This window comes from Brevibacillus porteri (genome assembly GCF_003013475.1).
Taxonomy (GTDB): Bacteria; Bacillota; Bacilli; order Brevibacillales; family Brevibacillaceae; genus Brevibacillus; species Brevibacillus porteri.
This window is the reverse complement of the sequence record NZ_PXZO01000001.1, coordinates 174,880-197,815: the sequence shown is the minus strand read 5'-3', so window position 1 is coordinate 197,815 and position 22,936 is coordinate 174,880. Positions and strand designations below refer to the sequence as shown.

The 22,936-nt window shown below is 47.0% G+C and carries 23 protein-coding genes; 8 read left to right on the top strand and 15 right to left on the bottom strand.

What is annotated here, in order from left to right:
* Positions 1-27: 27 nt before the first annotated feature.
* From C7R92_RS00915 to C7R92_RS00895, 5 genes are all read right to left on the bottom strand, one after another.
* Positions 28-1,869, bottom strand: a complete 1,842-nt coding sequence (locus C7R92_RS00915; protein ID WP_106832900.1) for an ABC transporter ATP-binding protein — start codon at positions 1,867-1,869, stop codon at positions 28-30.
* Position 1,870: 1 nt separating this feature from the next.
* Positions 1,871-3,601, bottom strand: a complete 1,731-nt coding sequence (locus C7R92_RS00910) for an ABC transporter ATP-binding protein (RefSeq protein WP_106832899.1) — start codon at positions 3,599-3,601, stop codon at positions 1,871-1,873.
* A gap of 185 nt (positions 3,602-3,786) precedes the next feature.
* Complete coding sequence (locus tag C7R92_RS00905; protein WP_106832898.1) at positions 3,787-4,203, bottom strand: VOC family protein; 417 nt, start codon at positions 4,201-4,203, stop codon at positions 3,787-3,789.
* 80 nt (positions 4,204-4,283) lie between these two features.
* Positions 4,284-5,591, bottom strand: coding sequence for an FtsW/RodA/SpoVE family cell cycle protein (locus tag C7R92_RS00900; protein ID WP_106832897.1), 1,308 nt, complete (start codon positions 5,589-5,591; stop codon positions 4,284-4,286).
* Positions 5,588-5,920 carry a PadR family transcriptional regulator gene (locus C7R92_RS00895; RefSeq protein WP_048031793.1) on the bottom strand — a complete coding sequence of 111 codons (333 nt, stop codon included), beginning with the start codon at positions 5,918-5,920 and terminating at the stop codon, positions 5,588-5,590. The genes C7R92_RS00900 and C7R92_RS00895 overlap by 4 nt, the downstream gene beginning before the upstream one ends.
* Positions 5,921-6,049: 129 nt before the next feature.
* Here C7R92_RS00895 and C7R92_RS32635 point away from each other — a divergent pair, with 129 nt between their 5' ends.
* The 3 genes from C7R92_RS32635 (at position 6,050) to C7R92_RS00885 (ending at position 7,842) form a co-directional block, all read left to right on the top strand.
* Positions 6,050-6,214, top strand: a complete 165-nt coding sequence (locus C7R92_RS32635) for a hypothetical protein (protein ID WP_244195606.1) — start codon at positions 6,050-6,052, stop codon at positions 6,212-6,214.
* Between the two features lie 158 nt (positions 6,215-6,372).
* Positions 6,373-7,308: a hypothetical protein gene (locus tag C7R92_RS00890; RefSeq protein ID WP_244195605.1), complete on the top strand. Its 936-nt coding sequence runs from the start codon at positions 6,373-6,375 to the stop codon at positions 7,306-7,308.
* A 51-nt stretch (positions 7,309-7,359) separates the two neighbouring features.
* A complete protein-coding gene (locus tag C7R92_RS00885; RefSeq protein WP_106832896.1) occupies positions 7,360-7,842 on the top strand; it encodes a GyrI-like domain-containing protein in 483 nt (160 codons plus the stop codon).
* A 58-nt stretch (positions 7,843-7,900) separates the two neighbouring features.
* Here the strand turns inward: C7R92_RS00885 and C7R92_RS00880 are convergent, their stop codons facing one another.
* Both C7R92_RS00880 and C7R92_RS00875 read right to left on the bottom strand, forming a co-directional pair.
* Entirely contained in the window at positions 7,901-9,283 is a 1,383-nt protein-coding gene (locus C7R92_RS00880) for a hypothetical protein (protein ID WP_106832895.1), read from the bottom strand.
* Positions 9,267-9,809: an RNA polymerase sigma factor gene (locus tag C7R92_RS00875; RefSeq protein WP_106832894.1), complete on the bottom strand. Its 543-nt coding sequence runs from the start codon at positions 9,807-9,809 to the stop codon at positions 9,267-9,269. Before C7R92_RS00875 ends, C7R92_RS00880 begins: the two co-directional genes overlap by 17 nt.
* Positions 9,810-10,028: 219 nt before the next feature.
* Here C7R92_RS00875 and C7R92_RS00870 point away from each other — a divergent pair, with 219 nt between their 5' ends.
* Entirely contained in the window at positions 10,029-10,967 is a 939-nt protein-coding gene (locus C7R92_RS00870; protein ID WP_106832893.1) for an ABC transporter substrate-binding protein, read from the top strand.
* Between the two features lie 816 nt (positions 10,968-11,783).
* Here C7R92_RS00870 and C7R92_RS00860 read toward each other — a convergent pair.
* From C7R92_RS00860 to C7R92_RS00845, 4 genes are all read right to left on the bottom strand, one after another.
* Positions 11,784-12,503 (bottom strand): YebC/PmpR family DNA-binding transcriptional regulator, encoded by a 720-nt coding sequence (locus tag C7R92_RS00860; RefSeq protein WP_017250864.1) that lies wholly within the window; start codon positions 12,501-12,503, stop codon positions 11,784-11,786.
* A 160-nt stretch (positions 12,504-12,663) separates the two neighbouring features.
* Positions 12,664-13,617, bottom strand: a complete 954-nt coding sequence (locus C7R92_RS00855) for a metal ABC transporter substrate-binding protein (protein ID WP_106832892.1) — start codon at positions 13,615-13,617, stop codon at positions 12,664-12,666.
* A gap of 14 nt (positions 13,618-13,631) precedes the next feature.
* On the bottom strand, positions 13,632-14,492 hold the full coding sequence (locus C7R92_RS00850; RefSeq protein ID WP_106832891.1) for a metal ABC transporter permease: 861 nt from the start codon (positions 14,490-14,492) through the stop codon (positions 13,632-13,634).
* On the bottom strand, positions 14,492-15,235 hold the full coding sequence (locus C7R92_RS00845; protein WP_106832890.1) for a metal ABC transporter ATP-binding protein: 744 nt from the start codon (positions 15,233-15,235) through the stop codon (positions 14,492-14,494). The genes C7R92_RS00850 and C7R92_RS00845 overlap by 1 nt, the downstream gene beginning before the upstream one ends.
* Before the next feature lie 416 nt (positions 15,236-15,651).
* Here C7R92_RS00845 and C7R92_RS00840 point away from each other — a divergent pair, with 416 nt between their 5' ends.
* A complete protein-coding gene (locus C7R92_RS00840) occupies positions 15,652-17,022 on the top strand; it encodes an amino acid permease (protein ID WP_026043272.1) in 1,371 nt (456 codons plus the stop codon).
* A 49-nt stretch (positions 17,023-17,071) separates the two neighbouring features.
* On the opposite strand, the gene C7R92_RS00835 is transcribed toward C7R92_RS00840, so the two are convergent.
* Complete coding sequence (locus C7R92_RS00835) at positions 17,072-17,413, bottom strand: hypothetical protein (protein WP_106832889.1); 342 nt, start codon at positions 17,411-17,413, stop codon at positions 17,072-17,074.
* A gap of 107 nt (positions 17,414-17,520) precedes the next feature.
* Between C7R92_RS00835 and C7R92_RS00830 the strand changes: the two genes are divergently transcribed.
* Positions 17,521-19,350, top strand: coding sequence for an adenine deaminase (locus C7R92_RS00830; RefSeq protein ID WP_106832888.1), 1,830 nt, complete (start codon positions 17,521-17,523; stop codon positions 19,348-19,350).
* Positions 19,351-19,406: 56 nt separating this feature from the next.
* Here the strand turns inward: C7R92_RS00830 and C7R92_RS00825 are convergent, their stop codons facing one another.
* Positions 19,407-20,114, bottom strand: a complete 708-nt coding sequence (locus C7R92_RS00825; protein ID WP_106832887.1) for a MerR family DNA-binding transcriptional regulator — start codon at positions 20,112-20,114, stop codon at positions 19,407-19,409.
* A 165-nt stretch (positions 20,115-20,279) separates the two neighbouring features.
* Here C7R92_RS00825 and C7R92_RS00820 point away from each other — a divergent pair, with 165 nt between their 5' ends.
* Positions 20,280-20,915 carry a DUF5701 family protein gene (locus C7R92_RS00820; RefSeq protein ID WP_106832886.1) on the top strand — a complete coding sequence of 212 codons (636 nt, stop codon included), beginning with the start codon at positions 20,280-20,282 and terminating at the stop codon, positions 20,913-20,915.
* 188 nt (positions 20,916-21,103) lie between these two features.
* Here the strand turns inward: C7R92_RS00820 and C7R92_RS00815 are convergent, their stop codons facing one another.
* Positions 21,104-21,532, bottom strand: a complete 429-nt coding sequence (locus tag C7R92_RS00815) for a pyridoxamine 5'-phosphate oxidase family protein (protein WP_459553850.1) — start codon at positions 21,530-21,532, stop codon at positions 21,104-21,106.
* Between the two features lie 90 nt (positions 21,533-21,622).
* On the bottom strand, positions 21,623-22,003 hold the full coding sequence (locus tag C7R92_RS00810) for a MerR family transcriptional regulator (RefSeq protein WP_106832885.1): 381 nt from the start codon (positions 22,001-22,003) through the stop codon (positions 21,623-21,625).
* A 115-nt stretch (positions 22,004-22,118) separates the two neighbouring features.
* Here C7R92_RS00810 and C7R92_RS00805 point away from each other — a divergent pair, with 115 nt between their 5' ends.
* Positions 22,119-22,880, top strand: a complete 762-nt coding sequence (locus C7R92_RS00805) for an SDR family NAD(P)-dependent oxidoreductase (protein ID WP_106832884.1) — start codon at positions 22,119-22,121, stop codon at positions 22,878-22,880.
* The last annotated feature ends 56 nt before the right edge of the window (positions 22,881-22,936 follow it).

The window sequence follows — 22,936 nt, the reverse complement described above, 5'->3', positions numbered from 1 at the left end:
ATTTCCGTGTTTGGACGGGGTGCTCTGTTATTCCCCAGCAGCCTCTAGATTTTTAAACTGGTTGTAAAACAATTGATAATAGGTACCTTTTTGCAGGATGAGTTCATCGTGACTGCCTTTTTCCACGATCTCTCCCCGATCCACGACCATAATCGTGTCGGCATCCCGAATTGTACCCAGCCTATGCGCAATCACAAAGCTCGTACGTCCCTCCATAATGGTGAGGAGCGCATCTTGGATATTCAGCTCTGTCCGTGTGTCAATGCTGCTAGTCGCCTCGTCGAGTATGAGCAGCGACGGCTTGGCGAGTATAACGCGGGCAATCGCCAAAAGCTGGCGTTGTCCCTGACTCAGGTTGCCCCCATTTTCCGTCAGCATCGTATCATAACGCATCGGCAGCCGATTGATGAACACGTCCGCATTCGCCATTTTCGCAGCGGCGACTACCTCCGTATCTGTCGCATCGGGCTTGCCGTACATAATATTTTCCTTGATAGTACCCGAAAACAAGTACGTATCCTGCAAAACAAAGCCAAAGCTGCGCCGCAAGCTGTCCCGCGAATACTCCCGAATGTCTTTTCCATCCAAATAAATCGTACCTGAGGTCACATCGTAAAACCGCGTGAGCAAATTCACGATGGTGGTCTTGCCTGCACCCGTCGGACCGACTAACGCGATGGTACTCCCTGCCTGTGCCTCGAAGCTAATATTTTTCAAAATCGGTTGATCCGGACGATAGCCAAAGCTGACCTGATCAAACACGACGTGACCCTTGGGCTGTGCAAGCACAGTGGCACCCGGAGAATCCAATGGCTCCTCTTGTTCATCCAATACCTCAAACACCCGCTCCGCCCCAGCAACACCGGATTGAAGCACATTGAAAATGTTCGCGAGGTCGTTCAGCGGGCGGACAAACTGTCGGGAATAGCTGAGAAAGCTCGCAATCACACCTACTGTGATCAGTCCTTTTACAGCGAGTACACCTCCGACGATCGCTACCATGGCAAAGCCGAGGTTGTTAATCACGTTCATGATCGGCATGAGAAAGCCCGTCCATACCTGTGCCTTCATCCCGACCTTGCAGAGCCGGTCATTGATCGTCGTAAAGTCCTCAATAGCTTTTTGCTCATAATTGAAGGCCTGCACCACCTGAATGCCTGAAATCGTCTCTTCAATGTGCCCATTCAGCTTGCCCAGCTCCATATGCTGATTTTTGAACAGTACACTCGTTCGTTTGGCAATCGTTCGTGTGAGCAGAAACACAAGTGGCACCGTGATCAGGCATGCGAGTGTCAGGATCGGAGACAAGACGAGCATCATCACCAGAGAACCGAGTAGTACGATCCCTCCTGACATCAACTGCGTTGTGGATTGAGAGATGGAGTTGCTGACGTTGTCGATATCATTCGTGAGCCTGCTCATTAACTCCCCGTGCGTGCGAGCGTCGAAATAAGCAATCGGCAGCTTTTGCAGCTTGTCAAAAAGGGCTTGCCTCAGATTCGTGACGATCCGTTGCGAGATGCCTGCCATCAACCAGCTTTGCAAAAACGTCAGTGCCCCATCCAAGATGTAGGAGCCGAGCAAGGCAAGAATGAAGATAGACAAAAAGCTAAGAGCTTCCTCGCCACCTGTCATCGTATCAATCGACTTTCCGATCAAATAAGGTGCAGACAGCATGAGTAGTGCATCGACAAATACTATGCCGAATACAATCGGCAGCAGCTTCTTTTCTTTGCCAAAAGCTTGCCAGAGCCTTTTTAGCGTAGCCGAAAAATTCTTGGGCTTACTCACTGGACCTCTGGCAGCACCATGTCCAAAGCCTCGTCCAGGTCTCGGTGAAAAGACAGGTTGTTGTTTCTGTTGACTCACCTTACTTCACCTCCCGACCGATTTGTGACTGAAAGATTTCCTGATAGACCTGACAAGATGTCATCAACTCGTCATGCGTACCGATGCCAGCGACTTCCCCATTGTCGAGCACGATGATTTTATCCGCATCCATGACAGACGTGATCCGCTGTGCGATCAAGATGCAGGTGAGGCCAGCCGCATAGGCTCGAAGTGCATCCTTAATCTTCCCTTCTGTCGCCACATCTACCGCACTTGTACTGTCGTCGAGAATGAGGATATCCGGCTTTTTCACCAATGCTCTGGCTATGGAAATACGCTGCTTCTGTCCTCCAGAGAAGTTGACTCCTCCCTGCCCTACGCGTGTCTCATAGCCTTCAGGAGTGGTGGAGATGAAATCGTGAGCCTGCGCCATACGTGCCGCTTGCTCGACCTCCTCGCGGGTCGCCTCTGCCTTGCCCCAACGAATGTTTTCCATCACCGTGCCTGTAAATAGCATTGTTTTTTGCGGTACGATCGCCATTTTTTCACGTAATCGCTTGGGTTCGATGTCTCGTACATCCATGCCATCTACCCGAATCGTCCCTTCTGTTACATCGTAAAACCGCGGGATCAAGCTGACCAGACTGCTTTTTCCCGAGCCTGTCGAGCCGATAATCCCCACTGTCTCTCCTGGCAGACAAGTAAACGAAATCTGCTTGAGTACCGGCTGTCCGCTCCCACCGTCATACGAGAAGCTAACCTGCTCGAAGTCGATGCGTCCCCTTTTGCCTGGAAACTCGTGAGGTTGTTCCTCTTTCCAGCTCATTTGGTTTTCTTCAGCAAATACTTCTCCGATGCGTCCCGCTGATGCTTTGGCCCGCACAAACATGTTAAATACTAAGGAAATCATCATGAGTGAAAACAGAATTTGCGTCATGTAGTTCGTAAACGCGATGATATGTCCGACTTCGATGCTTCCTTGTTTAACGCCAACCCCCCCAAGCCAGAGGACCGCGACAATTCCGAGGTTCATCGTCAGCATGATCGCGGGACTGAAGATGGACATCACTCGCGTAGCCGAGACTGATTTGGATTGCAGCTCTTCGTTTGCCCGTGTAAATTTGCCACGTTCAAAATCAAAACGATTGAATGCCTTAACGACTCGTACGCCAGATAAATACTCACGCATCGTACTATTCACCCGGTCAAGTGCTTGTTGCACCTTCAGAAAAAAAGGAAAACCAATTTTCATATTCAAGAAAATAAACAATCCCACAATAGGTACGACAATTGCGAGAGTCACAGCCAAATCTACGTTCAATTGAGTTGCCATAAACAACCCGCCAATGCACATCAACGGCGCTTTGACGAATATTCGCATCATGCCGTTTACAAACATCTGCACTTGATTGACGTCATTGGTCAGACGTGTCACGAGCGAGGCTCTGTCGAACTTGTTCAAGTTTTCAAAGGATAAGGACTGCACTTTTGAAAACAAATCTGCGCGCAGCTGCGCACCAAAGTTTTGCGAAACGTATGTGGCCAGCACATTGCGGATTGATGCCGCAACTGCCCCCAACGCGGTTACGAGCAGCATCAGCCCGCCTGTCTTGAGCACGTAATCCAAATCCCGGTTTGCTACACCCGCATCGATAATGTGCGACAGGATTGTCGGCTGCAAAAGATCACATACCGCCTCCAAAGCTAAGAAAAACATGGAAATCCCGGCGACTACGCCGTATTTTTTTATGTATGTTAAGTAGAAGCGCATCCGTTCACCCCATATGTGTTATTACGTACAAGATAACGCTTAGCTAGCGAAATGTCACGAGAGATTGTCAAAAGGAAAGTGTGGGGCTTACCATACGATGTGCCAGTATTGACAAAAAAGGGCAAAAAGCTGGAATCACCATTTCGATCCCATGCTTTTTGCCCTCAGTTCGTTTTCTACGTCTTTTATTCCTGTGGAACAGCGCCTTGATCCATATACAAGAACTCCCACAGATGACCGTCCAAATCTTGAAAGCTCCAGCTGTACATGAAGCCGTGGTCAATCGGATCTTTCGATGGAGTTGCCCCCGCGTTTAATGCTTTATTTACGATCTCATCGACTTGCTCTCTGCTGTCCGCCGACAACGCGACAATCACCTCGGTGCTTCTCGTTGCATCTGTCAGTTCTTTTTTCGTAAACGTTTGGAAAAACTCTTCGACGAGCAGCATGGCAAAAATGTTTTCGCTGATCACTAGGCATGCTGCATTTTGATCTGTAAATTGCGGGTTGAATTCATAGCCGATTGCTGTAAAGAAGTCGATCGATTTGTTGAGGTCCTTGACCGGTAAATTGACGAAAATCTGTTTGGATTGCAAAGCCATGTGTGATTCCTCCTCGGGTTTGTTTTTCCTTGATGTCTATATCCTAGCATTTCTGATTGCCCGAGGCTTCTTATGGATTGCTATTTTGCCAAGAAGGTATGTGGTTTTCCGATCGAGTTCCTATGACGATGGACACTCAGAATGAGACCGAGGATAGCAAAATTGATCAAAGCAAAACCTATAAGACTATAGCTTAGAAAAGGAATCACAAGGTCACTTATAGTTGGCAGCATTCCTACTGACATTAGCAGTGGCCAAAAGAAGTGCAAGGAGAATATAGGAACGATACTGACAATGAGATGCTTTCCATAAGGCTCGTCCACTTCCTTGATAACCCGCGCCAGTCTCATCATAAACAAGGCAACGACTAACGAGATCAAGAGTCCCCCAAACCAGCCATAACTTTGGATTAAATACGCGAACTTGAATGCTGTGTCTATTCGAGGCATTTGCGATGGAGCACCGAAACCATGGCCCCAAAAACCAGCGGAGCGAATCGTTTCCATCGTTAGGAGATACATGTAACCGCCGCCTTGTGGATCTTTCGTGGGTTGCATCCAATCCAAAATTCTTTCAAAAGTGTAATTATCCAGAAGCCAAGCACCGATAAAAGCACCAACAGACGCGATGAATAGGAGGAGCTTTTCTTTCCGCACTGTCTTCGTGTACATCAAAAGTACAAGGAAACCAAATATGTAAAGCTTGAGATGCAAATACGATTGCGTCATCAGTAAGAGAATAGCGGGAAGTAAAACAAACACCATCAGCTTGGAGGCTGTGCTCCGGAAACGCCACGTCCTGGTAAGGAGCATGCCTGCAATGCTTATTAGAAACAGATACATGGAAATCGGTCCAAAGGGGATGTTTCTGAAATGGCTAGTATCCGAGATTAAATTTCCATGCACGTAATATTCGTACCAAATCAAAAAAAGTAACATACCTACAGGCAACACGTACAAATGAAACGAATACTGCAACAGCTTGCGATAGTCTGTAAAAGCAATCGTGAGCATTAGCCCGACACCCATTAACGAAGAGAGCCAATACCTGTCCACCTTTTCCGTAAAGTAATTGACCGGAGTTCCATACATCGTAAACAGACCAACGACAAGGAAGCCGAGCACATACGCTAAAAGCCTCCACTCCACTTTCGGCTTATAAATCCGATGCAGTTGCTTCCCTACCGCAGCAGAATCTCCCATTTGCAAAATGGCTTGCCTTACTGCTTCTTCCTCTTCCACGCCATCGTCCATCTGCTCATCCATCAAATCTAGCAGGTGACTTTCCATCTCATCCCGAATTCTGCGATGCATTTCCGTTGCCCGCACATGGCGACATACTTGATCGAGATAGTCTGCAATCAATGGATGTGTATTCGTCTGCTTCATGCTCTTCCCTCTCCCAGCACCCGATCAATCCCATCGCGGAACGTATGCCACTCGAGCTTTTTCTCCTTCAATTGCCCACGACCTTCTGCCGTAATCCGATAGTATTTACGCTTCCTCCCATCCTTCTCATCCCAATACGCTTCCACATAACGCTCCGCTTCGAGCGCATGCAGGATCGGATACAACGTCCCTTCTTTCAGCGTAAACAGACCATTTGACTCCTTCTCGATGGCTTTCGCGATCTCGTACCCGTACATTTCCTTTCGATCCAGCATCGTCAAGATCAGGATAACGGTACTGCCCTTCAAAAGCTCCTTATTGATTTTCATAGTGCCTCCCGATTTAACCGCAGATACCTAGATAAACAATACATCATAAATCTATGCATGTAATTCTATCATCCAAATCTTGTAAGATCAACACATGTGTAACATTCAGCTTTCGAAGTGATTCTATCTATGAAAAAGACCAACTACGTCAACATTCTGTTAGCTCTAAGCCTTACTCTATCAATCGTTCCTTCTGTCGCACATACCGAAAATGCCATCCGTTCAGACAGACCGGAAACGACAGTACTCAAGTACGTTCCGACAGAAAAAGAGATTCAGGTACCACTGGACTAACGGAACCATTTTTCGTACCATTTGCAGGGTCGAGTCCGAATGATCCCTATTACAAAGAGTTCAAGCAGAAATGGTTCCCTCATTTTGCCCTTGTTTCTCCTACCGGGAAAGTAATCGATCAGCAGGAAGCGTTATTATATCCAGGCTACATCAGTCCATTGCAAGACGGGTACGGCTTTTTTCATATTATTACCCACTTTGGTAACAGCTCGTTTATTATTTTCGATCAACAAGGCAACACACAGGAAGTAACCACCTATAACGATTACTTCACGCAAATAGACGGAGAGTGGTTTTTGTATTCTCCCACAAGCTATACCTCTTATCTGTACAATGCTCGTACGAAAACATCCAAGCAGATCACGGATGAGGAACTATTCACGATCCCAAGTGAGTTTACGGGAGCTACAACTTTCGATATTCATCACTACCCTTTTGTCAAACGTAACGTAAAGGATGGCATGGTTTTATCCTACAAATTCGGTTTAAAAGATATGAATGGCAAAATACACGCGAAGCCTTTCTTTGATGAGTACATGGGATACAGCGAAGGATTGCATCGCGTGAAAATAAATGGCATGACCCACTTTATTACGCACGAAGGAAAAGTCGTGCTGAAGCCTTCACGAAATTACAAGGTGGAATCCAACATCCATTCGGGAGTTTTTATCATTTCCGGGAAAAAGGACAACGAGGAATTTTACTTATTGATGAATAAAAAAGGAACATTCGCTTCGAAAAAGTATGCCTTTCTGAAAGAGACGAGTGACGGACAGTTTATTGCGGTGTCGAAAACAAAGGACGGGTATTCCTTCCTGAAAATCAATGCGATGGACAAACCGACCACGACTCTTCCTTACAAGCTGGATAAACCAGAACAGCTCAAGCAATTGCAACAGACTGGCAAGCTCTTTCATACAGACACACAAATCGTTGCAGACGTGGCGAACAAGCAACCATTCCCGTTTCCGCACAAGCTACTCACGCCTCCTAGAAAGGAAACCGTTTCTATGGAATATACGGTAGGTGGCAAGAAATATATCGGTACGTTTACACATGATGGGACGAAGGTATATGCCAGAGAGCTGAAATAGCTTCTGGATTAGCTCTGTTCCTTATTTCACTAGACGAAGGGACGTTGTTTCATGAATCCTACCATTCTCACCCGCGAGGAAACACACGTAATTGGTTTCACTTTTACGGCGAATGTGACAGAAGACTTGGGAAAAAAGCTCTCCGCTACTACAACTCAAGCTTTGCGAGCTAGAAAAAGCGAGATTCACAATCAGGTTGGTGAGGGCGAATATCTGGTCCAAATCTATCATGACAAAGATGACTTAGATGCGGCAGTAGATCCTTTTACCACCCTAATTGGCGTCGAAGTTTCCAGCCTCGCCGATATTCCTGAAGGGATGATCAGTCACACGATTCCTGCGGGGACATTTGCAAAAGTAACCCACAAGGGACCTGAGACAAACTTGGGTGAGACGTATGGTTTTCTTTACGGGTCCTGGCTCTGCGAATCGGAATATGATTATGCCGGATTTGATTTTGAGTATTGGGACGAGCGTTACAAGCCAGAGCAGGAAGACAACGAGATTGATATTTATGTTCCGCTCTTCAAATAAGAGACATAGCCAAAAACCAGGGAATCCTCTCCCTGGTTTTTCTGTTGCCACGATGTTATTAACTACGAACCCACTCCCCTGTCAGCGCATCCACCATATAGAGCGGTGTGTCGTGATAATAAATATGATAGACGAGACGCGGTTCTAATTTTCCTGTTGTTGGATTCTCCATCAGCTTGTAGACCAATCGGAGCGGACGATGGGTGACGTATACGCTGGTCGCGTCTTCCCGTGACATTGCCTTGCTTTTGTCAGGAAGCGGCTTAGACTCCTCGGCATACGGGGGAATGATTCCGATCACCTGTTTCCTGTCCACATCAAAATGAACCGTATAGCCCCCCATAATCGGGACTCCCTGATGGGACTTAAAGAATTGATAGGTTTCGATGTTGCCTTTTCTCGTGGCAGGACCAAGTAGCAGTTCTTTGGTGTCTAACGGAAGGTACTTCTGAAACTGCTTAGCTGCTTCTTGAACATTTTCTAGCTTCGGATGAGGGAGCTTCTCCTCTTTCTCATGGATATTCCCATACCGATAGTCGAGAATATCGCCTGTTTCTGTCACCACGGTCAGTTCCATTTTCTGTTTGGTTCGCGTCTCTATTTTGTACGTATGTACGCCCGAGCCTTGATGAACCACGAAGGAAAACGGAGGCTCGAATCCCCACTCCCGAAAAAGTCTATCTGCTTCTTTGATGTCAGGAGCTACCAGCTTTATTCCTCCCGGTTTCACTAGAATTGGCGACATTTCTACGAGACTGTAATCGGGATGATAGCGTTCTGTGGAGTAAATTTCTCCTGTGATGGCATCGATATCACCTGAAAATGGAAACTCGTATTGTAATCTCCCTTCTCCCTCTGAATAGAGAAGCCGGGCACTTTGCCCAAAAATTTCCTCAGCCTGCTTCACTGGCATTGCCCTTTTAGGATCAGGAAAGACCATCCCTGTCGTATCGTTTGTCTGTACCACTTTTTTATGATGCCTACCCGCCTTGTCTATTGTAAACGTGTATTGGTCGTCAAGAACCGGAATGTTGTTAACCGTCTTGTTCATCACGACATGACCTGTTTCTGTATTGGACAGCGTGCCGTTTACCGCATATTGACTCGCATCTTGACCTGCCAATTCTTGCAGCAGCTTCTTCGCCTGCTCGTATACAGGATGGGCGGGAAGCTGCGGACTACTCGTTGCCGTTACTTGAGGGTCCACGCGTTCGTTTTGCCCCATCCCAGCCATGATATAAAGCCCAAAGCCAGAAACGATCACGACTGCTGCCATCCCCACTTTCAACGGATTCATGAACAGCCGTCTCCTCTTGCCGACCCGAATGGTTTCTTGTTCCAGCACAGTACGTAAACTCTCTACAAACTCCTTACGTGGGGGTGTACTTTTTCGCAGAGTCGCTAACCGTTCCAGCATATCTCTTTCATTTTGCCAATCCACTGTACAACTCCCCCTTCTTCGTATGCGACAGTTTGCCATGCAACAGCTTCAGTGCCCGATGCATCGTCGTTTTCACATTTGATTCAGAACAACCCAGTATTTCGGCTGTCTCTTTGACGCTGTACTCTTTAATGCCACGCAGAATGACAACCATACGGTAATGCGGTGGCAGTCCCTTGATCGCAGCGATCAATTCCTGCTCGTCCTCCCGGCTTTCCGCTTCCTGAGCAGGATTCCCTTCCGAGGCTGGCATCACGACAGACAGCCAGTTGCCTGACAACAGCTTTTGCCACTTGCGTTTTCGATAGTAATTCATCGCTGTATGCTTCGCGATCGCAAACAGCCATGTCTTCACGTCAGATCGCTCTTCAAATCGTTCAAGCGATCGAATCACTCGCAAAAAAACCTCCTGCGTCAAATCTTCTGCATCATTCTGACTGCCGGCAAAGTACAGCAAAAATTGATACACATCATGATAATGCCGCTCATAGATGGCCATGACCTGATGTTTCATTTCTTCATACAAAGAAGCTCCTCCATTCTCTTGCTGTCGGCTGATCGACTACTTTCCTATAGCGAAAATTTTCTCGGATACCAATTAGTGTCTTGAGTAGGAAAAAGGTTACAGCAGAATGTTTGAAAATGTTCAGGAATGCAACAGCGACGGATGGATCGGGTAGCCTATAATTTACATGAGTCCTGCTACTTTCCTGATAACACAAGAAGTAAGAACGGAGTGACCTGTATGTATAAACGGCTACTAGCTATCCCGATTGCCGCTTTGCTCCTCGTCCTGACAGCCTGCGGCAATGGTGGACAATCGGGCGATTCAGCGGCATCGAAACCGACCAGAGCGATCAATTACTTGGGCAACACCTATACAATCCCGGCCAGAACCAAAGATATTGTTTTCGTAGGCTTCCCTGCTTCGTATGAAGATTCTTTCTTGCTGGGAATTCCGCCCGTCGCCGCAACCATGGATAAAAACGGAAAGTTCCCTGCGGAATATCAAGCCATGATTAGAAATGCCAAGCATCTCCCTTATCATATTGCAGATAATCTAGGTGAGCTGGTTGCCCTCGAACCTGACGTCATCATGACAACCGACAAGACCTCCAAGGAAGACGTGGCCAAATTGCAAACCGCTGCATCCGTCATTCCCGTCTCTACGAACGGAGCTCATTGGCAAGAAAACTTGCGTCTGCTCGCTGATGTTCGTGGAAAAGATGCCAATTTGGATACTTTTGTAGGTAAAGTGAAGCTAAACGCACAGGAACTCCGCGACAAGCTCGCCGCCCTTCCAGAAAAGAAAGTGCTGACGCTGTGGTTCCAAGAAGGCTCCTTCTACGTCTATCCGAAGGATGAACGGTACAATTACCTGTTATATACGGACTTGGCTCTGCCTGTCCCAGATGTCGTCGCGAATGTGCAGGAGCGTACCGCGCTCTCAATAGATGCTTTGGCAAAAGAAGATCCCAACTACTTGTTTGTGATGGTCAACAAAGAAGACCAGCCCGCTTTCAAGCAGTTGCAAGAGCAGCCTGCATGGAAAAATCTAAGCGCAGTCAAAGCGGATCAAATGTATATGAATGCAGTTGAACCAGGATTAGCTGGTGGCACTGCCTACAGCAACCAATCGTTCTTAAATGCAATTCGAAAACAGATGCTAAAAATGAGTGAATAAAAAGATGGGCTTTGCTCATACTATACTCATCGAGCTCGGTGGTGTGTTCTCAATCAGGCTGTAGTCCTTTACGGAGGCGATGTGCCATGGATGATTTACACGATCACCTAGTGAGTAAGGAAAACCGCACACTGCTTTAAGCTTCTAACTTCATACTGGAGGTAGATGCGTCGCACGTGATGATCGGTAACACCTCAAAACTAACGAGCTCGATATATGCCGTCTCCTTTATGGGGGCGGTTTTATTCTTTTAAACACCACCCTTTGTCGGGCTGTAGTGGTGGGGAGGAAACAGGAGAAAACGCTCAGCTTCTTGTCCCACCCGCTGGAGGATTGGCTGCCCGACTCCATGTAAAAAGCGAAACCGCGTCCAAAGTGGTCCTTTCAGGATGCCTTTTCAGAGGTGGACGCTAAAGGGCGTGTTTCGCTTTTTGCATTCCGTCTCGGTCGGTGTACCAAAGATCTTCGCTTATTTCTCCTGTTTCCTCAACGAGCTTTCCGTGTTAGACGGGTTTTAAAAGCCTTAAATGATGGAAGAATGCATTCTGCAACGACAGAGAAGAATATTTCCAGACGTAGCGACTTGTGGAGTCCTACCGAGCGAAGAAGGGATTTGCGGGCAACAGAAACGCAACGTGCCCTTACGACGAAGCGGCTACCACTTTTGCGTTTCCCCGCGAATCCCTTCGGAGCGGCCAGTCCAGCTTCCCCAGCAGGACGGAGCCTGGAGCCTAGACTGGAAATATTCTTCTCTCCTCTACAGCCACATAGAAAAAGACCCTTGTCCTAAAACAAAGGTCTTCTCCATTGAAAACATTATTCACCTAAATCAACGTTATGGTACACCTGCTGCACATCGTCCAGGTCTTCCAAAGCATCGATCAGCTTTTCAAATTGAGCTTGTACATCTTCTGTCAGCGTTACTTCGTTTTGTGGCAGCATGGTCAGTTCAGCTACTGTAAACTCATTAACGCCACCATTTTTGAGTGCTTCTTGAACAGCGTGGAATTGTTCCGCATCTGCGTAAACAATGACAGCACCGTCTTCATCCAAAATGTCGCGCACGTCTACGTCCGCTTCCATCAAGATTTCCAGCACTTCATCAGAAGTTTTGCCTTCCAAGCCAAATACCGCTGTTGGGTCAAACATATAAGCAACCGAACCGGATACGCCCATGTTACCGCCGTTTTTGTTGAAAGCGGCACGCACTTCAGGAGCTGTGCGGTTTACGTTGTTGGTCAGTGCATCCACGATGATCATGGAACCGTTTGGCCCGAAGCCTTCATAGCGTAGATCGCTAAACGTTTCATCAGAGCCGCCCTTTGCTTTATCAATCGCGCGGTCGATAATCGCTTTCGGTACGCTGTACGTTTTGGCACGCTCCAGGACGACCTTCAGAGCACGGTTGGACTCTGGGTCCGGCTCGCCTTGCTTTGCCGCTACGTAAATTTCCTTTCCGAACCTCGCGTAAATACGACTGGTGCTCGCGTCTTTAGAAGCTTTCTTCTCTTTAATATTGTTCCACTTACGACCCATAATCCCACTCTCTTTCAATATGGCAGATTAAAAATGATTACTCCGGATTCCTTTTACACACTAGCCTATTATACCTCAATCTTATGAAATATGTTAAGCAGTGGAAGAATTTAAAAGCACAGCCCCTGATTAGGAGAGCTGTGCTTTGCTTTTACGAATCTTACTTCTTGGTCAATCCTTCGTAAATCGTCTTGATATTCCATTCCATCATTTTGATGTACGTATCGCCATCTTCTCCCGGCTTTCCGAGAGAGTCCGTAAATACTTTGCCGACAATCGGTACACCAGTTTCATTCGATACCATCTCCATGCTGCGCGGATCGATACTCGTCTCTACGAACAAAGCCGGGATTTTTTTCGCACGGATCGTATCGACCACCTGTGTGACCTGCTCTGGTGTTCCTTGGTTCTCCGAGTTGATTTCCCAAATGTATGCTGCTTCAAAATCGTAAGCTTCGCTGAAATATTTGAACGCTCCCTCGCTCGTCACAAGCATACGCTGTTCTTTGGGAATCTGGTTGTATTGCTTAACCGCGTCCTCGTGCAAAGTAGTCAGCTGTTCGATGTACTTCTTGGCGTTTTGCTCATACGTTTCCTTGTGCGCTGGGTCCACCTTGATCAAGGCATTTTTTGCATTCTCCGCATACTTGATGCCATTGCGTACATCCAGCCAAGCGTGCGGGTCTTCTTCACTCTCTTTACCTTTGGTTGTCAAGTGCTTGGCAGCTACGCCCTCACTGAGTCGGAACACGGGTGCATCTGGACCTGATTTGCCTGCTGTGTTCATGAGATTATTGAACCAAGAGTTGCCCGCCTCCAGATTCAAGCCGTTGTAGAAAACCGCGTCTGCATCCGTCGTTTTTTGCACGTCAGCAGGCAGTGGATCATATTCATGTGGATTGGAACCAATCGGAGCAAGGCTGTGAATTTCCACCCGATCTCCCCCAACGTTTTTTACGATGTCATACAAGATGGAATACGTCGTGACCACTTGCAGCTTCTCGCTGTTTTCTTGTTTTGCAGGTGTGGGCTCGTTCGCACTTTGCGGAGCACCACACGCTGCCATTAATACAGTTGAGACTAGAAAAACAAAAAACAGATTCCACTTTTTCATCACAATATTCTCCTTTACTTTGAAAGCTCGACTCGTTTTTGTCGGGCTCGAATTGATTTCCATACCACCCCGTATTTTCGGGAGAAGAGAAAGGCCAGGAAGAATAACACAGTTGCAACCACGACAATCGTGGCACCAGAGGCCAAATTATAGGTAAAGCTAAAATAAAGACCGATAACCGCCGACAGCATTCCAAAACCGCCAGCTAAAAAGATCATGATCGATAAGCGGTCCGTCAAAAGATAGGCAGTAGCAGCCGGTGTAATCAGCATGGCGACTACCAGTACGATTCCTACCGTTTGCAAGGAAGCGACAGTTACCATCGTCAACAAGGTCATCAGCAAGTAATGAATCAGATTGTTACGCAAGCCGTATGCAGCAGCAATCGTCGGATCGAACGACGTCAAAAGCAGTTCTTTGAAAAATGCGAAGACTGTCACAATGACGACAAACCCGATGCCAACAGTCACCCACATATCCGACGAACGAACAGCCAATACGTTCCCGAACAAAATGTGATACAAATCGGTACTGCTTTTCAGCATCGTAACCATGATGATCCCTAGCGCAAAGGCGGACGTGAACAAAATTCCGATCGCCGTGTCGTTCTTGATGCGGCTATTTTGGCTCACGTAGCCAATTCCAACTGCGGTGAGTACCCCTGTTAATACAGCCCCTATGAAGAAATTGATCCCAAACGCATAGGAGAGCGCCACCCCAGGCAAAACCGCGTGCGAAATGGCATCCCCCATCAGGGACATTCCGCGCAAAATAATAAAACTGCCAATCACGCCACATATAAGTCCCACCACTACGGACGTAAACAACGCTTTTTGCAAAAACTCATACTGCCCAATTGCCATCAAGAATTCCATTATGCAAGCACCTCGGTCTTTTCGAGAAATTGGAGCTGATAGGCGTATGCTTTCGACATCACTTCTCGATTCAGCACTTCATCGACCGTACCAAACTTGATCAAATCTTTATTCATGAGAAGAAGCTGATCAAAATACGCATTCGCTTTTGACAAGTCATGATGAACGACCACGATTGTTTTGTCCTGAAATTGCAGCTCTTTCAAAATACGAATGATGGTGTCCTCACTCGCCACGTCAATCCCCACAAACGGCTCGTCCAGAAGCAGCAGCTCCGGTTTTTGTGCGAGTGCCCTTGCCAGGAAGACACGCTGTTGCTGTCCGCCGGAGAGCTCGCCAATCTGTCTGTCACGAAAATCCTCCAATCCTACCTTTCTCAGGCATTCTAGTGCCCACGCCTTTTCCTTTTTCTTCGGAAATTTGAACAGCCCAACACTTGGATATGTTCCAATCAGTACGGTGTCCATGACGGTGATCGGAAACGTCCAATCGATCATGCTGCGCTGTGGCACATAGGCGATTTTCTTTCGCACGTCATCCGTTTCTTTGCCAAAAATCCTGACCATTCCCTTATCTTTCGGAATGAGCCCCAGCAGAGATTTGATCAGTGTTGATTTCCCTGCCCCATTTGGACCAATAATTCCGACCATGCTTCCTACCTCAACGTCAAACGAGACATCCCGAACGACTTCGTTCCCAAAGTAAGAGACATGAAGTTCCCTTACCGAGATTACAGATTCCATGACTTTCCCCTCCATATAGTAACCCGTTAATGATCCCGCCAAAAAGCCGATGCTGAAACGGGTAATTCCTCACACGCACATGCTTGCATACAACAATGTGAACTTGTACCAATATTATTCCCTCTAGCAAACTAATATGCCTGCGTATAAAAAAGTTTCCCTAATGCAAAATTAAATGATTACCATTCTCATGTCAATATCTTCTTTTTTAAAAGTCGAAAAAAAGAAGCTTAACTCTTATACCAAGGAGAAAAACTTCCATTTTATTCCTATTTCGTTCATAATGAAAAGCTTTTTTTCTATAAAAATAAATAAACATATGTGAAACAACAATAGTTATGTTAATATGAACATTATCTGTTTGATAAAAATCTAAAAATTGAAAACTAACTAAAAATAAGAAAGAGGTGGATCGTATGCAGGATCAAAACTTGGCGAGAGGTCTAAAAAACAGACACGTACAACTCATCGCGATCGGCGGTGCAATCGGAACAGGATTATTTTTGGGCGCAGGAAAATCGATTCATTTGGCCGGCCCATCCATCTTATTTGCTTACTTGATTACGGGCATCATCTGCTTTTTAATCATGCGCTCACTCGGGGAGCTCCTCTTGAGCAATTTGAATTACCATTCTTTTGTGGATTTCGTCAAAGACTATTTGGGGAACATGGCCGCATTTGTCACGGGCTGGACTTACTGGTTTTGCTGGATTTCCATCGCCATGGCCGACCTGACAGCTGTTGGTCTGTATACGCAATTCTGGTTTCCGGAAATACCGCAGTGGATGCCAGGCTTAATTGCCCTCGTGATTTTGTTAATCATGAACCTAGCTACGGTGAAGCTTTTTGGAGAAATGGAATTTTGGTTCGCGCTCGTAAAGGTCATCGCAATTCTCGCCCTGATTTTTGTCGGCGTCTTCATGATCATCAAGGGCTTTTCTACGAACGCAGGTGCGTCCAGCTTCACGAATCTCTGGAGTCATGGCGGTATGTTCCCGAACGGCTTCAATGGGTTCCTTCTCTCCTTCCAGATGGTTGTGTTCGCATTTGTTGGGATCGAGCTCGTCGGTCTAACAGCCGGTGAAACAGAGGACCCAAAACGAGTCATTCCAAAAGCAATTAACCAAATCCCGATTCGGATTTTGATTTTCTACGTTGGCGCTCTCATCGTCATCATGAGCATCTATCCTTGGAACGCGATCAACCCGTTGGAGAGTCCATTCGTGCAGGTCTTCGCAGCGATTGGTATTGCAGCCGCTGCCGGTATCGTCAACTTCGTTGTACTGACATCCGCTGCTTCCGCATGTAATAGCGCCATTTTTAGTACAAGCCGGATGGTTTACTCCCTTGCCAAAGAAAAGAACGCACCTGTGCCTCTTACCAAACTGACTGCCAACAAGGTCCCGGCAAATGCACTACTCTTTTCGACGGTTGTTATCCTTATCGCCGTTGTATTGAATTACGTCATGCCAGAAGGCGTATTTACGCTGATCACTAGCGTTTCGACCGTTTGTTTTATCTTTATTTGGGGAATCACCGTCATCTGTCATTTGAAATATCGCAAAACGAGACCAGATTTAGCAAAAGCGAATACATTTAAAATGCCGCTCTATCCTTTTGCCAACTACCTGATCCTGGCATTCCTTGCCTTCATTCTGGTCGTCCTTGCACTCGCGGAAGATACACGAGTCGCCTTGTTCATCACACCTGTATGGTTTATTCTGCTCGTCGTGATTTACAAACTGCGGAAAACGAAGACAAATGAAATAGAGGTAGCAGAACACTAAGCAGCGCCTCCTGTTTTCACTTTCAACATCGGTGAAAATAGGAGGTGTTTTATTGTGGTATGTCCTCGAGTTGTTCCCCTTCAAATACCCCTTCGATCACAAGCCCTTTCTTGCATTTGAGATAGTACATAAACGGAAAATAGGAAACGAAGCCAAACAGAACTGCGCCCATCCCATACAGCAACGGTACAGAAAGCAAATGCAAGATTCCCGCTACCCCCCCCTTTACCTGCATACTGAAGAGCAAAGCTTCCAAAGCGCTCAACTGCCCCATTACGAGTAAAAGTAGAAAACGGAAGGCCCCATCCAAAACCCCGATCGAAACCCCTGCTCCCATGCACAGCTTTAGATAGGACGATATTTTTATGTATTTGACCTTTACTCTCGTCATCCACTGCACCCCTTTTTCAAATTTTTTTCTAAAAGAAAACTAGCTTCCTTCCGCTTCGATGTGTACTATATGTAAAATACCAAATCCAGCATGAGGTGATAGTAATCATGACACAGCAGCATTCGTCCTATGCAAGACCTCCACTCGCAGATTGTATTCCTGATCTCGTTGCCTTTTCCAGAGGGGAGAAAAAAGCGACCCTCTTCATTCATAATGGCACGCTCGTCAATGTTCTCTCCGGTGAAATCTTGCCAAATATGTCCGTGGCTGTCGTTGGTACCCGTATCGCTTATGTCGGTCCTTATGTGGAAGGGATGACAGATGAATCCACCAAGATGATCGATGCAAAAGGAAAGTATATGGCACCTGGACTGTTGGACGGGCACTGTCATATCGAGAGCAGCATGCTATCCGTGACGCAGTTCGCCAATGCGGTACTGCCGCTCGGAACGACAGGCGGCTTTTTCGACGCCCATGAGATCTCGAATGTTCTCGGTCTACCTGGTTTGCGAATCATGCTGGATGAGGCGAGACAAACACCGATGGCTGCTTACATGCAGGTCGCTTCCTGCGTCCCTTCGACGGATGCATCCTTTGAAACGGCTGGGGCAGAATTCGGACCAGCGGAGGTCGCAGAAGCATTGAGCTGGGGACCGGATATGATCGCACTCGGAGAAGTCATGAACTTCCCTGGCGTCGTGTACGGTGACCCGAAAATGATTGGAGAGATTCAAGCGACACTGCGGGCAGGAAAAGTAGTGGATGGTCACTATACATGGCCTTCAAGCGATCCGCGTCTGGCTGCTTATGCCGCTGCGGGTGTATCCGGTTGCCATGAGTGTGTGACCAGCGAAGATGTCGCACAGCGCGTACGCCTCGGCATGTATGCCAAAATGCGCCGCGGCTCTGCCTGGCACGATGTTGCAGCAACGATCAAAGCACACACCGAACAGGGAATTGACTCCCGCCGGATGATGCTCGTGTCCGATGACCGCATCTGCGATTCGTTGAAAGAAGAAGGACATATGAACTTCATCGTCCGACACGCGATCTCGCAAGGAGTGAAGCCCGTTACTGCCTTCCAGATGGCGACTATCAATACAGCAGAGCGATTCGGTGTCGCAAGAGATGTAGGCTCGATCGCACCGGGTATGATCGCCGATATCATTTTGCTCGACGGAAATCTGGCTGATGTGAATGTCGTGATGACGATCGCGCGCGGTGAAGTAGTAGCAGAGAATGGTGAAATGACGATCGAACTACCTCCGTTCCCTTACCCTGCGTTTGCTGTCAACTCAGTGAAAATCAAGGCTGATCTCTCGCCATCTGACTTCATCATCAAGACCCCTGTTCCATCTGGATCAATCAAGACGCGCGTCGCAGTTGTCCGCGAAAATCATGTAGAGACGGATGAAGTATTTGTGGATATAGCTGTCGCAAATGGTGAGCTTCAGATTACGCCAGAGAGCGCCTTGTGCAAAATGGCTATTTTCGAGCGTCATGGGAAAACTGGCGGCTCTGCCATCGGGATTGTCGGCAATGTCGGATTTAACCAGCCAGCAGCGATTGCCATGACTGTCGCCCATGACTGCCATAACGTACTTGTCATCGGAAACGACGATGAACGGATGGCACAAGCAGCAAATGCTGTGATCGGCATGCAAGGCGGTATCGCTGTCGTGACTGGAGACGGCAAAATCGTGGAGCTTCCGCTGCGTTTAGCCGGACTGATGTCGACTGAGCCTTATGAAACAGTTGTGAAGCAATCCATGGAGATTAGCCAAGCGTTAGTGAAGGCTGGCTGCACGATGAACTACGCCTTTATGACATTGTCTTTGCTTGCTCTGGTCGTCATACCGACCTTGCACATATCAGATACGGGCTTGATTCGCATTTCAGATGCGGGATTTGAGCGGGTATCACTGTTTGTGGAATAACGACGACATCCCCTCTTTTGCGAATGTGCAGGAGGGGGTTTTCTCTTTTGGCTACCTTATTCTTCGACCAGTTGAACCACTTTGCATAATTGATAGAAATAGAAAACCCCACGCATTTGTACGCGATTCATCTGATCTAGATAGCGCAACGTTTCCAAAGCGATGTTTCGCGCCTCTCTCACATCCTCTTCATTCATGTTCGCGATGGCTTCCTTTAACTCCACAACCGATAAGGAATAGACAGCAGGTCGCAGCGTACGAAGCAGCATGATTTTGCGGATTTGCGAGCGATTGAAGAGACGGTAGCCATTTTTCTCATCACGGGAAGTCGCAATGAGCCCAACCTTTTCCCAGTGACGAATGGTTGAGCTGGGCAGTGAAGTCATGGCTGCTACCTCCCCAATCGTCATCCATTCGCTGTTTCCAGCTTCCTCGTACTTTCCTGCTCCACCGTCTTCGAGCATTGCCAAGTTTCGTTCGGCTAACTGCTTGTCCCTCTGTAGATTGGCCTGAGCCTCATTCACACGCCACAGAGCAGCCTGCAAATGTCTATCCTGGATCAGTCGCATGACCTGCGCCGTCTCTTCCATCCCAAAGCCGGGAGACATGGCTTGAATACAGGTAAAATAAGCGACATGTTCCTCCGTATACTTCCGGTAGCCACTCGCTGACCGCTCCACAGGCGGAACCAGCCCATGTGCTTCGTAATTGCGCAAGGCGCTCGTGCTCAGCTTCAGCTTACGTGCAATATCAATGGGGCGCATGGCAACCACCAGCCTCCTACCCGACTTTCTTCGATAAAGATTAAAGCTTAGTTGTAAAGTTGTTTCAATCTTAACCCGCTTTATTCCTTTTTATTTGGCTAGACCTTCGAATTAGCACGAATGTTGTAAGATGAATGTGACAAGTGGAAGGAGGCGCATTACCCTATGCACAAAGCTGAATTCGAACGGCAACTGACAACGCTCATTCAAAAGGGCTATCCTGAAATGGCGGGCATGACAGCAGATGAGTTTAGGAAAAATTTGGACCCGCTGCAATCACTGACAGAAGCTCTCCCCATTCCAGAAGACGATCAGAAAGAAGGCCTCGTCCCCTTTGTTCTCGTTGTGAAAGGCGATTGGTTCGACGGAGAAAAAGCGATGCAAGCCATTGAGCGGCAAAAGAAAGCTGGCTTCAGTGTCATGGATGCAGAAGAAATTCGGCGGTTTACACCCATCGAGGGCATCGAGATTCCTACAGGAATGGCTTACCTAATGACCGGAATTGATACAGGAAAAGAGACGTTGAACATCACTCCGAATGACGCGATGCCCATCCTCTTGGAGCAACAGCGTTCTCCGCTCACGCTGGAGGAAGGGATTGCCCTGATCACTCACTTCCCGGATCTGGTAAAGAAAAACAACGGCTTTTCTCTGCTCGGATCGCGTTGTGGCGACCGACGCGTAACTGCCATGTGGATCAGTGAAAATAAACCGAAGCTAGGCTGGTGCTGGAACGGCAATCCTCATACGTGGCTCGGATCGGCTTCCTGCCAAGCTCGTTTGGACGAAAAAAAACCTTGAAGCTCATTCAAGGTTTTTTCTTTCTTATTCTTTTTCATTCAACGTAACACCATTTATTTTCAAATGAGCGCGAAACATTTCCAACATCGAAGGCATTGCCTCTTTTTCTGGCCATGAATCCGTTTTCCACAAGCTTGCTTGTTTAAATGCGCGCGGGCAATGGAGGAAGCACTCCTCTACCTTTACGATCACTCCGATGCCGCTTGTTTTACCCTTCCATTCTTGCGCGGCGAGTAGCTCTGCATCTTTTGTAATGCGAGCTGATCCGTTAATACGCAACACTTCTTCCAGACCTGGAATATACCCACCTGCGGATTCGCAATGATATTCAGCAAAGAGTCGACCCGTCTGTTCCCCATTCGCTCGGGAAAAATGATATGGTGATCATCCAGCACTTTAACGAAACCCGGCTCGTCGCCTCGCGGGGAAACGTCACATCTGCCTGAAGCATCTGCTGTGGACAAGAAAAACAACGGCGACATGGACACATAATGGATCACATGGGACTCAACCTGCGCGATGCTTTTTTTCACAACCGCCTCGTGCGGTTCTCCTACCAGGCTTTTTAGTTCGTCTGCACTCGTTATGAGATCTTTTACTTCCAACGGATTCCACATAGGTTCTACTCTCCTCTCTTTTGTGTATATCCCTGTGTATCATCATAAGTCCCTTGGGAATGGAAAATCAATGTTTGCAGCAGCAAGTTTTTAGTCTGCCGGTGTTTTGGCTGCTCGTTTACTGATGAAATCTTTGTAAGCAACAATCTTACGTTCTAGCATATCGTCCACATCGATTAACGTTTTTATTTGTTGCTCAATATAGCGTTTATGTTCTTCTAAAAGACCCAATCGAGCTAAGGTCGTATGTTCTCCTTCTACAAACAGGGAAGCGTACTGCTTTATTTTTGAGATCGGCATTTGCGTTTCTTTTAACTTGATAACGAATTGCAGCCATCGAATATGTGAATCGTTATATCGCCTGTCACCGTTTTCATCACGATCAGGAATAATTATTTTTTCCTTTTCATAATAACGCAACGTATGTGTGCTTATCCCTAATAGCTGTGCCACTTCACCAATTGTGTACATAGGAAACCTCCGCATTGATCTAATACCCTTGACTTAGAGTTTACTCTAATCAGTATAATCAGCTCATCGTTACTTCTCAATGAAAGCTAGTGAATAAAATTCAGGAGGGATTTTCATGAAATATACGGTTATTACGGGAGCAAGTTCAGGAATTGGCTTTGAAACCGCTCTGGCATTTGCTGCTCGCGGAAAAAACTTAATTCTAGCAGCTCGTCGAACGGAAGAATTAGAAAAGCTACAATCAAAAGTGGCTGAAATCAACGCAAAATTGGATGTCGTCATTCGAACCGTTGATTTGAGTGTGAGTGCAAATGTGCATGATTTTTACGACAGTCTAAAGGATTATGAGATTGAGACCTGGATCAACAATGCGGGGTTCGGAAACTTTGCTTCTGTTGGGGAACAAAACTTGAATAAAATTGAGTCTATGCTTCACTTGAATATCGAAGCACTCACGATTCTATCTTCTCTTTATGTTCGTGACTATGCACATGTTGAAGGAACGCAAATCATCAATATTTCTTCAGGCGGAGGCTACAAAATTATTGCTGACGCCGTCACCTATTGCGCAACGAAGTTCTATGTAAGTGCCTTTACGGAAGGTCTCGCACAAGAATTGAGGGAGCATGGAGCAGCCATGCAAGCAAAAGTCTTGGCACCTGCTGCGACAGAGACCGAATTTGCGAAGCGTTCCTTTGATATTGATCAATTTGAATATGCTGGTGCAGTTCCCAAGTTCCATACAGCTACTCAAATGGCAGGTTTCTTGCTCGATTTATATGACAGTGAGAAGGTAGTAGGAATAGTGAATGGAGCGACATATGAGTTCGAGCTAAAGGATCAGATCTTTACGTATGTGTCGAAGTCAAGAAACTAGTCGAGACGTTATTTTCACATAAAAAAGAGGATGCGCAAGCCGCATCCTCTTTTTTT

Coding starts and splice junctions, on each gene's coding strand:
- C7R92_RS00910 (WP_106832899.1), bottom strand. CDS start 3,601: ATGCGCTTCTACTTAACATACATAAAAAAATACGGCGTAGTCGCCGGG.
- C7R92_RS00905 (WP_106832898.1), bottom strand. CDS start 4,203: ATGGCTTTGCAATCCAAACAGATTTTCGTCAATTTACCGGTCAAGGAC.
- C7R92_RS00900 (WP_106832897.1), bottom strand. CDS start 5,591: ATGAAGCAGACGAATACACATCCATTGATTGCAGACTATCTCGATCAA.
- C7R92_RS00895 (WP_048031793.1), bottom strand. CDS start 5,920: ATGAAAATCAATAAGGAGCTTTTGAAGGGCAGTACCGTTATCCTGATC.
- C7R92_RS32635 (WP_244195606.1), top strand. CDS start 6,050: ATGAAAAAGACCAACTACGTCAACATTCTGTTAGCTCTAAGCCTTACT.
- C7R92_RS00885 (WP_106832896.1), top strand. CDS start 7,360: ATGAATCCTACCATTCTCACCCGCGAGGAAACACACGTAATTGGTTTC.
- C7R92_RS00870 (WP_106832893.1), top strand. CDS start 10,029: ATGTATAAACGGCTACTAGCTATCCCGATTGCCGCTTTGCTCCTCGTC.
- C7R92_RS00860 (WP_017250864.1), bottom strand. CDS start 12,503: ATGGGTCGTAAGTGGAACAATATTAAAGAGAAGAAAGCTTCTAAAGAC.
- C7R92_RS00855 (WP_106832892.1), bottom strand. CDS start 13,617: ATGAAAAAGTGGAATCTGTTTTTTGTTTTTCTAGTCTCAACTGTATTA.
- C7R92_RS00850 (WP_106832891.1), bottom strand. CDS start 14,492: ATGGAATTCTTGATGGCAATTGGGCAGTATGAGTTTTTGCAAAAAGCG.
- C7R92_RS00845 (WP_106832890.1), bottom strand. CDS start 15,235: ATGGAATCTGTAATCTCGGTAAGGGAACTTCATGTCTCTTACTTTGGG.
- C7R92_RS00840 (WP_026043272.1), top strand. CDS start 15,652: ATGCAGGATCAAAACTTGGCGAGAGGTCTAAAAAACAGACACGTACAA.
- C7R92_RS00835 (WP_106832889.1), bottom strand. CDS start 17,413: ATGACGAGAGTAAAGGTCAAATACATAAAAATATCGTCCTATCTAAAG.
- C7R92_RS00830 (WP_106832888.1), top strand. CDS start 17,521: ATGACACAGCAGCATTCGTCCTATGCAAGACCTCCACTCGCAGATTGT.
- C7R92_RS00825 (WP_106832887.1), bottom strand. CDS start 20,114: ATGCGCCCCATTGATATTGCACGTAAGCTGAAGCTGAGCACGAGCGCC.
- C7R92_RS00820 (WP_106832886.1), top strand. CDS start 20,280: ATGCACAAAGCTGAATTCGAACGGCAACTGACAACGCTCATTCAAAAG.
- C7R92_RS00815 (WP_459553850.1), bottom strand. CDS start 21,532: ATGTGGAATCCGTTGGAAGTAAAAGATCTCATAACGAGTGCAGACGAA.
- C7R92_RS00810 (WP_106832885.1), bottom strand. CDS start 22,003: ATGTACACAATTGGTGAAGTGGCACAGCTATTAGGGATAAGCACACAT.
- C7R92_RS00805 (WP_106832884.1), top strand. CDS start 22,119: ATGAAATATACGGTTATTACGGGAGCAAGTTCAGGAATTGGCTTTGAA.